The sequence below is a fragment of the Microbacterium trichothecenolyticum genome (assembly GCF_030818955.1).
GTDB classification, from domain to species: domain Bacteria; phylum Actinomycetota; class Actinomycetes; order Actinomycetales; family Microbacteriaceae; genus Microbacterium; species Microbacterium trichothecenolyticum_B.
The window spans coordinates 2,167,031-2,181,757 of sequence record NZ_JAUTBF010000001.1; the positions used below are offsets into that span (position 1 = coordinate 2,167,031).

A 14,727-nucleotide genomic window follows, 5' to 3' on the forward strand; every position below is an offset into this window, starting at 1 on the left:
GGCAGACATGCCGCTCGGCTCTGTAGCTCAGTTGGTAGAGCGCACGACTGAAAATCGTGAGGTCACGGGATCGACGCCCGTCGGAGCCACTGGACCCTCGTGAGGCTTCTACTCACGGGGGTCTTTCTCGTTTCTGGACGCCGCGCGCGCCTCGCGCGTGCGCGGACGCACGCGCTTTCGCGCAGACGCCCGTTCGAGCACAGGCGATCACGCGAGAACAGGCCGCCCGGCGCCCAGACCGCCCTGCTTTCGCACGATGGCCTGTTCTCACCGACGCCTCCGCCACACCAACGCCTCCGCCCCGCCGACGCCTCCGCCACACCGATGCAGCCCCGCCGACGCCGCGCGCGCGTGGGTGGTTCCGCGGGCCACCGGACAGCGCTACTATTAGTTGACTTTTAGCAAGCACCTGGCGCCCGACTCCGCCTTCTCGAGCCGCCCGCCACCCCTTCTCGATGAGGACGAATGTCAGACATCACCCAGAGCCGGCGCGCGCGCACCGCCGCCACCGACACGGTCATGACCCACCGCATGATCATGTTCGTCATCTTCGGCCTGATGGCCGGAATGTTCCTGTCCGCCCTCGACCAGACCGTCGTCGGCACGTCTATCCGCACGATCGGCGACGACCTGCAGGGCCTCAGCCTGCAGGCCTGGGTCACCACCGCCTACCTGATCGTCTCGACGATCGCGACGCCCATCTACGGCAAGCTCTCCGACATCTTCGGACGCCGCCCATTGTTCCTGCTGGCGATCCTCATCTTCATCGTCGGCTCGATCCTCGCGAGCTTCTCGACCTCGATGATCGAGCTCGCCGCGTTCCGCGCGATCCAGGGACTGGGCGCCGGTGGCCTCATGTCGATGCCGCTCGCGATCATGGGAGACATGCTCGCGCCCCGCGAGCGCGCGAAGTACCAGGGCTACTTCCTCGCCGTCTTCGGTATCTCCAGCGTCATCGGCCCGCTCGTGGGCGGCCTGTTCGCGGGAGCCGACCAGATCCTCTGGATCACCGGCTGGCGCTGGGTCTTCCTCATCAACGTGCCCATCGGCATCGCCGCGCTCGCGATCGTCTGGCGCTTCCTGCACCTTCCCAAGCAGCCGCGTCACTCCGTGCGCATCGACTGGTGGGGCGCGACGACCGTCATCGTGGCGCTCGTGCCGCTGCTGCTCGTCGCCGAGCAGGGCCGCGAATGGGGTTGGGGCTCGCCGATCGCCCTCGCCTGCTACGTCGTGGGGGGCCTCGGCATCCTGGCCTTCGTGATCGCCGAGCGAGCGATGGGAGACGACGCCCTCATCCCGCTGAAGCTGTTCCGCTCGCCGACCTTCTCGATGGCGACCGTGATCGGCGTGCTGGTCGGGTTCGGCATGTTCGGCGCGATGCTCACCCTGCCGCTGTACCTGCAGCTCGTGCTGGGCTCGAACCCCACGCAGAGCGGTTTCGAGATGCTGCCGATGATCCTCGGCCTCATGATCGCCTCGATCGGCAGCGGTCAGATCATCGCGCGAACCGGCCGCTACCGGATGTTCCCGATCATCGGCACGCTGCTGATGTCGGTCGGCTTCTTCCTGCTGACGTTCCTGAAGTACGACAGCCCGTACTGGCACGTCGCGATCGCGATGCTCGTCATCGGTCTGGGTCTCGGCCAGCTCATGCAGACCCTGACCATCGCCAGCCAGAACTCGGTGGGCCTGCGCGACATGGGTGTGGCCACGAGCGGGTCGACGTTCTTCCGTCAGATCGGCGGGACATTGGGCACCGCCGTCCTGCTCTCGCTGCTGTTCACGCTCATGCCGACGAACGTCATCGGATCGTTCAGCGACCGTACGACCCTGACCGACGCGCTCGACGCCGCCCTCGACCCGACCGTGTCGTCGGCCCCGGCGAACCAGAAGATCATGTCGGCGATCTACGCCCCGATCGTGTCGCGAGCGACCGACGCCGTCACGACCCAGCTGCAGCAGAACGTGCAGCAGGCTCAGGATGCCGCGACCCAGGCCGTGGCCCAGAAGGTCGCCGCCGGGCAGCTCCCGGCCTCGGCCCAGGCGGCGGCGACGCAGGCCGCGATCGCCCAGGCTCTCACCGCCGCGACCACGCAGGTCCAGCAGCAGATGCCGGTCGCGCGCATCGCGTCGGACGGGACGGTGAGCCTCGACTTCTCCGACGCCGCGCAGCGTGCCGCCTTCGTCGACACCATCGCGACGAACCTCGAGGACCAGTTCCGCGCCGGAGACGACAACGCCTCGGTCGGCGACTCCACGCTCGACGACACCTCGTTCCTGGTGAACGCCGACCCGCGCCTGGCCAAGCCGTTCCTCGTCGGGTTCAACGCGTCGGCGGTGAGCGTCTACGGGGTGGCGATGTCGGTCCTGCTGCTGGCCTTCGTGCTGTCGCTGTTCTTCCGCACCCCGCCGCTGCGCGCCAAGTCGGGCCCTGCAGGAAGCCGCCGACGAGCGCCGCGGACGAGAAGACGAGGAGAAGCGCGCCGACGAAGCCGCCGCTCAATCGGGCGCGCTCCTCGCCCCGTGAGACGGTGGGGGCGGGCCGTCGTCCGCCCCCACCGTCTCACCCGGCCTCGCGGGCCCGCAGGTGCTTTCGCAGAACTTGCCGGATGCCGACTGCGGCACCGCGGGACGAACCCCACGCGCCGCACCTTGTTGTGCGGTGCGACCTCGGCCGCGACCAGGTCCTCGGGGGTGAGCTCGACGCCGCGCGCGACGACGACGAAGGCCTCGGGAATCTCCCGCCGGTCGTCGTCGAGGGCGCCGATGACGGCGGCATCCTGGATTGTCGGATGCGATAGCCGGACGTGGGGTCGATCAGCACGACACGGTCGAGATCGGACGCGTCCAGCGCGCCCCTGACCCCGCCTCACAGGAGGGCGAGGAGCACTCCCCCGCCGGCTCCGACGAGGACCACGACCCATGCCGGAGCGCGCAACGCCGTCAACAGCACGAATCCGACGACGGCGAGGACGAACGCACCGGTCCCGGCGATCGCGGTCGTGAACACCGGGGTGTACAGGGCCGCGCCCAGGATGCCGACCACCGCGGCGTTCGCACCCCGCATCGCCGAGCGCACCGACGCACGCCCGCGCAGGGCGTCCCAGAACGGCAGCACGCCCACCAGCACGAGCAAGCCGGGGAGGAAGATCGCGACGAGGGCGACCGCCGCGCCGACGACGCCGCCCGGGCCCACGCCCGACACGGCGCCGAGGTAGGCGGCGAAGGTGAACAGCGGGCCCGGCACGGCCTGCGCCGCGCCGTAACCCGAGAGGAACGCCTCGGGAGACACCCATCCGCTCTCGACGACGCCCGCCTGCAGCAGGGGCAGCACGACGTGCCCTCCCCCGAACACCAGGGCACCCGAGCGGAAGAAGACATCGGCGAGCGCGAGCGCGCCCGAACCCGTCACCGAGGCGAGCACCGGGAGTCCGACGAGTCCGACGCCGGCCGCCACGAGGCACGCGATCGCGACCGCCCGGGGTACACCGAACGCGACCAGGTGAGACCCGGGAGGCTCTTCGGTTCCGCGAAGGAGCAGCAGGCCCGCGAGGAACCCCACGGCCAGGGCGCCGATCTGCCCGAGCGCTCCGGGCACGAGCAGGGCGAGGGCGAGGGCGACGACCGCGATGCCCGCGCGGCGCGCGTCGGGGGCGAGGGTGCGGGCCATCCCCCACACCGCGTGGGCGACGATCGCAACCGCGATGATCTTCAAACCCGACAGCACCCCGTCGCCGACGGAGCCGCCCACCAGCGCCGCGCCCGCCGCGAACGCGACGAGCAGGACCGCCGAGGGCACCGTGAACCCGACGAAGGCGGCGAGAGCCCCGAGGGCGCCGGCACGCTGCAAGCCGATCGCGAAGCCGACCTGGCTCGATGCGGGGCCCGGGAGGAACTGGCACAGCGCCACGAGGTCGGCGTAGGCGCGGTCGTCCATCCAGCGACGTCGCTCGACGAAGTCGGAGCGGAAATAGCCCAGGTGCGCGACGGGACCACCGAACGATGTCACCCCCAAGCGCAGGAACGCGAGGAACACCTCGCTCACGCGGCCCGGTCGTTGCATCCCTCGATCATCGCGGCGTCAGGCGAACAACGGGTGAATGTCACGACAAGGGAACGCGCAACAGCTCGTCCACGAGTCGGAGCGTCACCCCCGTGAGCTCCTGGTCCGTCGAGACGTCGCCACCGGCGATGCTGTCGCGCAGTCGCTCCACCTCACCGACCATCGGATTGGCCGGCGCGTCGACCTCGATCACCTCGACCTGCCCCTCTCGGGGCGAAACGGTGAGGCGTCGCGGCGCGTCGATCGCGTCGATCGACAGCGAACCCTGTTCCCCCTGGATCTCACTCGGCAGGCCGGTGTCGGTGATCTTCGACCAAGCGACGTCGGCGACGAACCCGTCGTAGGCGGCGATCGCGCTGCCCAGGCCGTCGGTGCCGGAGGCGATACCCACGCGCACGCCCCGTATCGCGCGCGGCGCGCCGAAGAGTCGCACGAGGGCGTGCAGGGGATAGACGCCGAGATCGCGCAGCGCGCTCCCGCCGAGGGCGGGGTCGAAGATGTTCGTCTGCTCGCCCGCCAGCACGTGGTCGTAGCGGGCCGAGCGCTTCTCGTAGCGGAACGAGACGCGGCGGATCTCGCCCAACCGCGGCAGCGCCGCCCGTACCGCGGCGAGACCGGGGTCGTACGCCGTGCGCATGGCCTCCAGCAGCACGACGCCGCGCGCGCGGGCGTGAGACACCGCGGCATCCCACTCCCCCGCCGTCAGCACCGCGGGCTTCTCCACGAGCACCGGGATGCCGGCATCCACCGCCGCACGCACCTGGTCGCCGTGCAGGGCGTTGGGGCTCGCGAGATACACGGCATCGACATCGGAGGCGGCGAGCAGTTCGTCGAGGCCGACCGCGATGCCCGGTGCGCCGATCGCATCGGCGAACGCGCGGGCACGCCGGCCGTCGCGGGAGGCCACCCGCGAAACCTCCACGCCCTCGAGCTCGCCCACCGCCTCGGCAAGGCGCTCCGAGATGCTGCTGGTGCCAACGATGCCGATGCGGATCATGGGTCCATCCTCCCGTCCGGGATGCGCTCGCAGAAACCGTCCCGGAAATGCGCGAATCGTCCCGGTATGATCGGCCGGGTTCGCCACCCGAAGCCCGAGGCACCATGACCACCACCCGCGCACAGCACCGTCGCCGCGTCTCCCGGCGTGCCCGCGCCCGGCGAACGCTCTTCGCCTCCGTCGCCATCGTCCTCATCGCCGGAGGCGTCACGGCCTTCGCGCTGACCCGCGGCCAGGCCGGTTCGCCCGTGGCCGACGCCCCCTCGGCCCTCGACACCCCCTCGGCCACGCCGACGCCCACTCCCACGCCGCTCACCGCCGCCCAACAGCTGCTCGCCACCACGACCGACACCAAAGCGTGTGCGGTGTCGTTCCAGGGCGAGGGCATCTCGATCGCCCCCGCGCTGCAGTCCGAGGGCACCCGCTACCAGGCTCTGCCCATCCCCCGCGCCGACGGCCGCGTCTTCGCCGGGTGGTACGCGACGCCCGCCGACGCGACCGCGATGAACCTGCCCGCCCGTCTGAACGGCGCCGACCTCGTCTCGTGCACGGACCGGGAGCGGACGCTGTTCGCCGGGTGGACGACGCCGGCAGCGAACGAGGCCGAGAATGCCGGCATCCCGATCCTGATGTACCACCAGTTCACCCGGAACCCCGAGGGCGAAGACAACTGGCTCCGGCTGAACTACGCCTACATCGGCGACTTCGACGCGCAGATGGCCTATATCCAGGAGTCCGGCTTCTACCTGCCCACCTGGGACGAGCTCAGCGCCTTCATCGACGGCCAGCTGTTCCTGCCGAAGCACTCGGTCATCATCACCGACGACGACGCGGACAGCTCGTGGCTCGAGCTCGCGGCGCCGATCGTCGACGCACGAAAGCTCCTCACGACGTCGTTCGTCATCACGTCGGCGCGTACCGAGCCCACCCCGAATCAGTGGGTGCTGCAGCGCTCGCACACGCACGACATGCACCGCGCCGGCGCCAACGGCAAGGGCCGCATGGTCAACGAGGATGCCGACACGATCGCCGCGGACCTGGAGAAATCCGCCGAGATCCTCGGGGTGAAAGAAGTCGTGGCCTACCCCTACGGGCACTACAACGAAACGACCAAAGAGGGCATGCGCAAAGCCGGCTTCGAGCTGGGCCGCACGATCGAGTCGGGCTATGTGCGCATCGGCACCGACAAGCTCGCACTCCCCGTCGTGCGGATGAACTACGGCATGAAGGTCGACGACCTGAAGGAATACATCGGCTGAACCCCCGGCGGGTCTGCTCCTCCCCATGGGTGAAACACCCGGTACCTCTCAGGTAACTCCGAAATAATGCGGGATCGAGCACGCGTCGGCCCTTCTACGCTGTGTACTTCCGCCTTACTGAGAAAACGCGAGCATCCATGCAACTTTCCGTCATCGTTCCGACCTTCAATGAGGGTCCCAACGTCGCCGAGCTCGTGCGGCGGACGGCACAGGCGTTGGTCGGTCGCGAGGTCGAGGTGATCTTCGTCGACGACTCCACCGACGACACCCCCGACATCATCCGCGCGGTCGCGGCGACGGCGACGATCCCGGTGCGCCTGATCCACCGCGACGACCCCGTGGGCGGGCTCGGCGGCGCCGTCGTCGAGGGGATCCGCGCGGCGGCATCCGAGTACTGCGTCGTCATGGACGGCGACCTGCAGCACCCGCCCGAGGTCATCGCCGACCTGCTCGCCCGCGTCGAAGAAGGCGACGCCGACGTGGTCGTGGCCTCGCGATACATCGCCGGCGGCACCTCCGACGGGCTCGCCAACGCGGTGCGCACCACCGTGTCACGGGCGTCGACGCTGCTGACCAAGGCGATGTTCCCGAAGAAGCTGCACAACTGCTCCGACCCCATGACCGGGTTCTTCCTCATCGACCGCCGCGCGCTCGAGGTCGACGAACTGCGCCCGCGCGGGTTCAAGATCCTGCTCGAGATCCTCGCCCGCAAACAGATGCGCGTCGCCGAGGTGCCGTTCTCGTTCGCGCCGCGCTTCGCCGGGGAATCCAAGGCCTCGTTCAGCCAGGGCATGCGCTTCCTCACCCAGCTGACCATGCTGCGCTTCGGCCGCATGTCGGCATTCGCGATCGTGGGCGGTCTGGGCGCCGTCGCCAACCTCGTCATCATGTGGGCACTGACCGCGGTGGGCGTGCAGTACATCGTCGCCGCGATCGTCGCCAGCGTCATCACGATCGTCGCCAACTTCCTCGCACTCGAATACCTCGTCTTCGCCGACATGCGGCAGGAGTCGGGGCTCATGCGCCACCGCTTCATCAAGTCGTTCACGTTCAACGGCGTCGAAGCGATCGTGCGAATCCCCGTCATCTGGCTGCTCGTGAACCAAGCGCACATCCAGAGCGTCGTCGCAGCCGCCCTCACCCTGATCGCCGCGTTCGTCGTACGCTTCGTCTTCCACGCCCTCGTCGTCTACGCCCCCACCAAGAGCCGCGTCGGCAAAGCCGTCCGCGCCATCGAACCCCTCGAAGACGAACTCACCGCCTGACACCGGGCGGGCACGAGCGGCGTACGCTGGAACCATGTCCAGCGAAGCCCCCATCCGTATGTTCGGCGCCGACTGGTGCCGTGACTGCATCCGCACCAAGAAGCAGCTCGACGAGCTCGGCGTCGCGTACGAGTACGTCGACCTCGTGGCCGAACCCGCCGCAGCCGATGTCGCGAAGGAGATCTCGGGCCGCACGAGCATCCCCGTCGTCGTCTACCCCGACTCCAGCCATCACGTCGAGCCGTCGAACGCCGACGTCGAGGCCAAGTTGCGCGAGCTGTCGCTGATCTGACCCGGTCGGCATGGCCCTCACCACCGCGTGGCCGGTGCGCCGCGCGCTCACCGGCGAGGCGGGCACGGCGTTGCCCGCCTTCGTCGACCATCACGTGCACCTGCATCTCATCGATGCCGCGGCGCTGCCGTCCCGCGGCATCGCCGCGGTGGTCGATCTGGGAGGCGACCCCGCAGCCCTCGCGCGTCACGCGGCGGGTCTGCCGCGCGTCGCGTATGCCGGCGCGTTCCTGACGGCCCCCGGTGGCCACCCGCGAGGGCGGGCGTGGGCGCCGGCCGCCATCGTGCACGAGGTGTGGTCGTCGTCGCGCACGCCCAGGGAGCGCGTCAGGTCGAGCGGGCGGTCGAGGCCGGCGCCACCGCACTCGCACACACCCCGTTCGACGCACCGGTGTCACGCCACCTGCTCTCGCGAGCCGTCGCGGCGGGCCAGGTATGGATCTCGACCCTCGACATCCACCGCGGTGCCGCGCGGGCACAGGCCATCGCCAACCTGCGGGCCTTCGCCGCTCGCGGGGGACGCGTGCTCTACGGCACCGATCTCGGCAACGGTCCGCTGCCCCTCGGCGTCAACCGTCGAGAACTGCTCGCCCTTGACGAGGCCGGCATCCACGGCGACGCACTCGTGAGCACCCTCACCGACCCGTGGCCGGCCGCCTCACCGTTGGACACCGTGTCGACGTTCATCGCGGGCGCCGCCCCCGCCTCCCCCGACGACGTACCGACGTGGCTGAGCCGCGCCGCCGTCGTCCCGACCGAGGAGCTCGCCCGTGCCGGCTGAACACGCGTACGACGCAGAGGCAGCGGCGCTCGACGCCGCCGACCCGCTCGCCGCTCATCGCGCCGCGTTCGTCGGCGCAGAAACACCGCTCGTCTACTTCGACGGCAACTCACTGGGCCGCCCGCCACGCGCCACGGCCGAGCGGCTGTCGCGCTTCGTCACCGAGGAGTGGGGCGGGCGCCTCATCCGCGGCTGGGACGAGAACTGGATGGAACTCCCCTTCCTCATCGGCGATCGCATCGGCGGCCTGGCCCTCGGAGCGGCCGCCGGTCAGACCGTGATCGGCGACTCCACGACCGTGCTGCTGTACAAGCTCCTGCGCGCGGCCCTCGACGCGCAGTCCGCCCTCGACCCCGAGCGCGTCGAGATCGTCGTGGGCCGTGACGATTTCCCCACCGACCGCTACCTCGTCGAGGGCATCGCCGCCGAGCGCGGCGCCCGAGTCGTGTGGATCGAGGTCGACACCGCGCGAGGAGTGGATGCCGATCTGCTCCGCGCCGCCGTGGGTCCCCGCACCGCGGTGGTGCTGCTGAGTCACGTGTCATACCGCTCCGGCTTCCTCGCCGACGGCCCCGGCCTCACCGCCATCGCGCACCAGGCCGGCGCGCTCGTGCTGTGGGACCTGTGCCATTCGGCCGGGTCCGTGTCCGTCGAACTCGATGCCTGGGGCGCCGACCTGGCCGTGGGATGCACCTACAAGTACCTCAACGGCGGGCCCGGGTCGCCGGCGTTCGCCTATGTCGCCGCGCGGCATCAGGCGACGCTCACGCAGCCCGGTGCAGGGGTGGATGGGGGCGGCCGACGTCTTCTCGATGGGGCCCGTGTACCGCCCGGCCGACGGCATGCGCCGTTTCCTGTCGGGAACACCGCCGGTGCTGGCGATGGTGGCGATGCAGGACACGCTCGATCTGCTCGCGGCGGCCGGTATCGCCGCGGTGCGCGAGAAGTCGGTCGCGCTGACCGAGTTCGCGCTGCGCGTGGCCGACGGCATCCTGCATCCGCTGGGCGTGCGGCTGGCCTCGCCACGCGATCCCGCCGAGCGCGGCGGCCACGTGACGCTCTCGCATCCGGCGATGCGCGCCGTGACCGCGCGGCTGTGGGCGGGCGACGTGATCCCCGACTACCGCGACCCGCACGGTCTGCGCATCGGACTGTCGCCCCTGTCGACGAGCTTCGCCGAGACACTCGCCGGCATGCGAGCCATCGCCGAAGCGGTGCACGCCGAGGCCTGAGCCAGCGGGCTCCCGGTCGGTTCACGAAAACGACCGAGGGACCTCGAACCACCGCGGGCTAGCCTCGAACGGTGATCGATCCGCTCCTCATCGTCGTCGTGGGCGTGGTGGTGGTCGCCCTCGCAACGGTCATCGCGCCGCGCTTCAACATCGCCGGCCCCCTCGTTCTGCTGGCCATCGGTGCCGGGGTGAGTCTGCTGCCGTTCGTGCCGGCCTTCACGCTCGACCCCGAGGTACTGCTCGTGGGAGTGCTGCCCCCTCTGCTGTACTCGGCGGCCGTGCAGCTGCCGGCCGTGGAGTTCCGCCGCGATTTCGCCCCCATCGCCGGCCTCTCGGTGCTGCTGGTGGTGCTCAGCTCGCTCGCGCTCGGGCTGTTCTTCTGGGCGGTCGTCCCCGGTCTCGGCCTCGCCCTCGCGATCGCCCTCGGCGCGATCCTGAGCCCCACGGATGCCGTGGCCACCTCGATCGCCAAACGCCTGGGCATCTCGCCGCGTGTGGTGACGATGCTCGAGGGCGAGAGCCTGCTGAACGACGCGACGGCCCTGGTGCTCCTGCGCACGGCGGTCGCCGCCGTGGCATCCGGTTTCGCCTTCGGCGATGCCCTGACGAACTTCGCGTGGGCGGTCGTCGTCGCCCTCGTGCTGGGCGCGGTCGTCGGGTGGGTCAACCTGCGCGTGCGGGAGCGGGTGATCAACTCCGCCGCCAACACCGCGCTGAGTTTCACCGTGCCCTTCATCGCGTACCTGCCGACCGAGCACCTCGGCGGCTCGGGGCTCGTGGCGGCGGTCGTTGCGGGGATCGTGACCGGCCAGGGCGCAGCTCGGCGCTTCACCCCCGAACAGCGCATGAGCGACCGACTCAACTGGCGCACCATCGAGCTCATCCTCGAGGGCGGCGTCTTCCTCGCGTTCGGCCTCGAGCTGAAAGACATCGTCACGAGCAACCTGCGTGAGCACGAGGGGCTCTGGCACGGCACGTGGCTGGCCCTGTCGGCCCTCGGCATCACGCTCGTCGTGCGCGGGCTCTGGGTGGCGGGTCTGGTCTGGGTGCAGGGGCGCCGCAGCCGCAGGCTGGGGCTGCATCAGGGACGCATCGAAGACGCGCAGCAGCGCCTCGACCGCTTCGAACAGGCCTACCGAAACGGCTCGATCGACGCGCGCGGCCGCGGCGACGACCCGGCTCGGGCAGCGCGACGCATCGGGTGGATGCGGCGCCGGATCTCGCGCACCATGGCCGATCTCGACTACTACCGCGGCACGCCGCTGGGGGCACGGCACGGCGCGGTCATCGTGTGGGCCGGCATGCGTGGGGTCGTCACCCTCGCCGCCGCGCAGACACTGCCCGAGGACACCACGCAGCGCCCACTGCTCATCTTCGTCGCTTTCCTCGTCGCCCTGTTCAGCCTGGTGCTGCAGGGGCTCACGCTGCCGGCCGTCGTTCGCGCGGTCGGTTTGGCCGGCGATGGCGGAGAGGGCCCCTCGCGCGAGGAGCAACAGTCGCTCGACGCGGAGCTCAGGGCGGCGGCCACCGACGCCCTGCGAGCGGGCTCGCTGGTGCGCCGCGACGGCGAGGCCTTTCCCGCCGACATCGTCGAACGCGCCGGAGCGCGACTGGCGCAGCCGCCCGACGACGAGGCCACGCACCGGGTGCGGGATCTGCTCGAACTGCGTCTGGCCTCGCTCGAGGCGATGCGCCGACGATTGCAGGATCTGGGCCACGATGGCCGGTACAGCACCGCCGCCCTGCGTCACGCCCTGGCGGAGCTCGACGCCGATCAGATCAGCCTCGAGCTGCGCCTCGACGACGGCCAGGACGACTGAGGCGCATGCGGTTCCGCGGAATCCGCGGTAACGAGCACGCGACCGGACGACTCGGCACCGACAGCGAGGTCGCCACGCACATCGCGACGGGCTCGCGTCGCCGGTGGGAAGCCTCGCCATCGGATGACGATGGATGGCTGCCCCCGCCGTATCGCAGCGCGCATGCGGCACAATGGTGGCGGAGGTTTCCCATGAGTGATCCGACCCCGACGGTGCCGTCACCCGCGGATGCCGCCGGGACGAGCCCCGTTCCGCTCGCGCACGCAGCGGCCGAGTGCCCGAAGTGCTTCACCGAGTTGCAGAGCGACCGGGACTGGTGGCGTGCGCGCCCCGCCGGCTCCCGCCTCGTCGGCCTCGTCGTGGCGCGCGCCGACATGCCCACCATCAAGCAGCAGCGCGACGACCTGACCCGCTTCGGCGTGCCGATCGAGGGTTTCCGCCACCCCGCTCCCGAGACGCTCGAGGGCTGGGCGACCCGGCTCGACCGGTTCTTCGGCACCCTGACCCGGGGCGACGTCCTTGTCGTCGCGAGCGTCCACGCCCTCGGCCTCACACGCGAAGACGAGACCCGCGCGGTCGCCGACCTGCGTCGTCGCGGCGTCATGGTCAAGGTGCTTCCGCACGGCGACCGTCATCTGCACGACGCCGCGCTCAGCACGCACCCCTGAGGTGTCGGCGGTTCGCCGCGCCGGACGGGCCACGTCCGGGTGCCCCCTCAGGCGGCATCCTGGTCCACCCGTGCGCGGGCGAGCGCCGTCTAAGGACGGGAATCGCCCGCCGTCTGGGCGTCGAAGGCCTCGCGCACCGACACCGTGTCGTAGACGATGTGCAACCGCTCGATCCGCCCGTCGGGGGCGAGCTCGGCGACGTCGACCACGGTGAAGGGAGCGGGCGAGCCGTCGGCGAGCACCCAGTCGAAGTCGAACCAGAAGCTGACGACGGGGCCGCCGTCGGCATCCTGCATGACGCTGCGCAGCGTCAGGCGCGACGACTGCGTGTCGGCGAAGAGCAGCGGATAGAACTCGGCGGCGGCGAGCTCACCGTACAGCGGCGACGAGACGCGGGCGGACGGGGCGAACAGCGCGAGAACGGCCTCGAGATCGGCGTGCTCCAACGCGGTGAGGTAACGCTCCACGAGCGTAGACGGGGTCATCGAAGTCCTTCCGGGCGGCGGCGGCCCGTCGTGGGCCGACCGCCTCATCATTCTGCCCGTCGTGACCTCGTCGCTTCCGCCGCAGATCTGCCAGCCAGGCCCACACCGGCGGGGAATCTGCCGCGCCCCGCCGCGACCATGACGACGGTGCCCCCGCAGACGTATCCGCGAGGGCACCGATGGAGACGAGGTCAGCCCTGAGCGCGACGGTTGGTGCGCGGGTTGCGCGCGCCGACGACCATGCCGGTCGTGGGAGCACCGGATGCCGAGCGGCCCGCGCCCTGCGGACGGGCGGCGCCGGAGCCGGCACGCTGTGCGCCGCCGGTACCCTGGCCGCGACCGGTGCCGGAGCGCTGGCCCTGACCACGGCCGCCCTGCGAGGCGCGACCGGCGGCCGGAGCGTCGGCCGACTGGCCCGAGCCACCGCGGCCGGGACGACGGCGACCGCCACCGGCGACCGGGGCCGCGGCATCCTGAGCCTGACCGCGGGCGGCGCGCTTGCGCTGCGCGTTGGCGCCCTGCGAGCGTCCGCCGCCCTGGGGCTGCGCGACGACCGGCTCGGGCTTGACGTAAGGGGCGACCTCGCCGACGAGCGCGACGACCTCGGGCGACGTCGGGGTCACCGCGGTCGGAGTGGCCGAGATCTTGGCCTTGCGCAGGATGTCGAGGGTGTCGCGGCGCTGCTCGGGCAGCATGATCGTGACGACGTCACCGGCGGTGCCGGCGCGGGCGGTGCGACCCGAGCGGTGCAGGTAGGCCTTGTGCTCGACGGGCGGGTCGACGTGCACGACCAGCTCGACGCCATCGACGTGCACGCCGCGGGCGGCGACGTCGGTCGCGACGAGCACCTTCGCGCGGCCGTCGCCGAAGGCGGCGAGGTTGCGGTCACGCGCGGGCTGCGACAGGTTGCCGTGCAGATCGACGGCGGGGATGCCGGACGCGGTGAGCTGCTTCGCGAGCTTCTTGGCCTGGTGCTTGGTGCGCATGAACAGGATGCGGCGGGCGGTCCCCGAGGCGAGAGCCTGCACGAGGTCCTTCTTGGCGTCAGCGTCGGCCGGGGCGAAGACGTGGTGGGTCATCGCGGCGACGTGCGAGTGCGCCTCGTCGACCGAGTGCAGCACCTCGTTGCGGAGGAACCGCTTGACGAGCTTGTCCACGCCGTTGTCGAGCGTCGCCGAGAACAGCAGGCGCTGACCGTCGGCGGGCGTGCGGGCGAGCAGGCGGGTGACGCCCGGGAGGAAGCCGAGGTCGGCCATGTGGTCGGCCTCGTCGAGCACGGTGATCTCGACGTCGCCGAGGTTCGCGAAGCCCTGACCGATGAGGTCTTCGAGGCGACCGGGGCACGCGACGAGGATGTCGACCCCGGCGTTCAGCGCGTCGACCTGACGCTTCTGGTTCACGCCGCCGTAGACGGTGGTGGTCACCAGACCGAAGGGCTGGGCGAGGGGCTTGATGACCTCGTCGATCTGGTTCGCCAGCTCGCGCGTCGGGGCGAGCACGAGCGCGCGGGGCTTGCGGCCACGACGACGATCGGTGTTCGCCGCGAGGCGCGCGACCAGCGGCAGCGAGAAGGCGAGGGTCTTGCCCGAGCCCGTCTTGCCGCGGCCGAGCACGTCTCGCCCGGCGAGGGTGTCGGGCAGGGTGTCGGCCTGGATCGGGAAGGGCTCGTTCTTGCCCTGGGCGGCGAGAACGTCGATGAGGGGGGCGGGTACGCCGAGGTCGGCGAAAGTCTGGGACGTCATGAAATAACTCCTGCCGCGGCGCACGCGCGCACGGCGGTTCGGGATGCCGCGATGCTGCGGCTGCAATGGGCGAAGGCGCCGGGTGGCGCATCCGTTCGCCGTGAAGGTCAAAGGCCCGAGAAGA

The 14,727-nt window shown here is 70.9% G+C and carries 10 protein-coding genes, 1 tRNA gene and 3 pseudogenes; 9 read left to right on the plus strand and 5 right to left on the minus strand.

The window, feature by feature from the left end:
- Positions 1 to 16 precede the first annotated feature (16 nt).
- Positions 17 to 89: transfer RNA gene (locus tag QE412_RS10385), tRNA-Phe, on the plus strand.
- A gap of 376 nt (positions 90 to 465) precedes the next feature.
- Positions 466 to 2,527, plus strand: a pseudogene (locus tag QE412_RS10390) (MDR family MFS transporter).
- 157 nt (positions 2,528 to 2,684) lie between these two features.
- Here QE412_RS10390 and QE412_RS17730 read toward each other — a convergent pair.
- The 3 genes and pseudogenes from QE412_RS17730 to QE412_RS10400 all read right to left on the minus strand — a co-directional run.
- Positions 2,685 to 2,924: pseudogene (locus tag QE412_RS17730) on the minus strand (AMP-binding enzyme); the annotation flags it as partial.
- A complete protein-coding gene (chrA, locus tag QE412_RS10395; protein WP_307483167.1) occupies positions 2,870 to 4,063 on the minus strand; it encodes a chromate efflux transporter in 1,194 nt (397 codons plus the stop codon). The gene chrA and the pseudogene QE412_RS17730, both read right to left, overlap by 55 nt.
- Before the next feature lie 40 nt (positions 4,064 to 4,103).
- Positions 4,104 to 5,060, minus strand: coding sequence for a Gfo/Idh/MocA family protein (locus tag QE412_RS10400; RefSeq protein ID WP_307483170.1), 957 nt, complete (start codon positions 5,058 to 5,060; stop codon positions 4,104 to 4,106).
- Between the two features lie 104 nt (positions 5,061 to 5,164).
- Here QE412_RS10400 and QE412_RS10405 point away from each other — a divergent pair, with 104 nt between their 5' ends.
- The 7 genes and pseudogenes from QE412_RS10405 to QE412_RS10435 all read left to right on the plus strand — a co-directional run bounded on the left by QE412_RS10405 (position 5,165) and on the right by QE412_RS10435 (position 12,376).
- Positions 5,165 to 6,319: a polysaccharide deacetylase family protein gene (locus tag QE412_RS10405; RefSeq protein WP_307483172.1), complete on the plus strand. Its 1,155-nt coding sequence runs from the start codon at positions 5,165 to 5,167 to the stop codon at positions 6,317 to 6,319.
- 137 nt (positions 6,320 to 6,456) lie between these two features.
- On the plus strand, positions 6,457 to 7,584 hold the full coding sequence (locus QE412_RS10410; RefSeq protein ID WP_307481834.1) for a glycosyltransferase: 1,128 nt from the start codon (positions 6,457 to 6,459) through the stop codon (positions 7,582 to 7,584).
- 34 nt (positions 7,585 to 7,618) lie between these two features.
- Complete coding sequence (locus tag QE412_RS10415) at positions 7,619 to 7,876, plus strand: glutaredoxin family protein (RefSeq protein WP_307483175.1); 258 nt, start codon at positions 7,619 to 7,621, stop codon at positions 7,874 to 7,876.
- 264 nt (positions 7,877 to 8,140) lie between these two features.
- Complete coding sequence (locus QE412_RS10420; RefSeq protein WP_307483178.1) at positions 8,141 to 8,656, plus strand: hypothetical protein; 516 nt, start codon at positions 8,141 to 8,143, stop codon at positions 8,654 to 8,656.
- Positions 8,646 to 9,888: pseudogene (locus tag QE412_RS10425) on the plus strand (kynureninase). The gene QE412_RS10420 and the pseudogene QE412_RS10425 overlap by 11 nt, the downstream one beginning before the upstream one ends.
- Positions 9,889 to 9,959: 71 nt before the next feature.
- Positions 9,960 to 11,708, plus strand: a complete 1,749-nt coding sequence (locus QE412_RS10430; RefSeq protein WP_307483181.1) for a cation:proton antiporter — start codon at positions 9,960 to 9,962, stop codon at positions 11,706 to 11,708.
- Between the two features lie 191 nt (positions 11,709 to 11,899).
- Positions 11,900 to 12,376, plus strand: a complete 477-nt coding sequence (locus tag QE412_RS10435) for a dehydrogenase (RefSeq protein WP_307483183.1) — start codon at positions 11,900 to 11,902, stop codon at positions 12,374 to 12,376.
- 89 nt (positions 12,377 to 12,465) lie between these two features.
- On the opposite strand, the gene QE412_RS10440 is transcribed toward QE412_RS10435, so the two are convergent.
- Both QE412_RS10440 and QE412_RS10445 read right to left on the minus strand, forming a co-directional pair.
- A complete protein-coding gene (locus QE412_RS10440; protein ID WP_307483186.1) occupies positions 12,466 to 12,861 on the minus strand; it encodes a nuclear transport factor 2 family protein in 396 nt (131 codons plus the stop codon).
- Between the two features lie 191 nt (positions 12,862 to 13,052).
- Entirely contained in the window at positions 13,053 to 14,603 is a 1,551-nt protein-coding gene (locus QE412_RS10445) for a DEAD/DEAH box helicase (protein ID WP_307483189.1), read from the minus strand.
- Between the last annotated feature and the right edge of the window lie 124 nt (positions 14,604 to 14,727).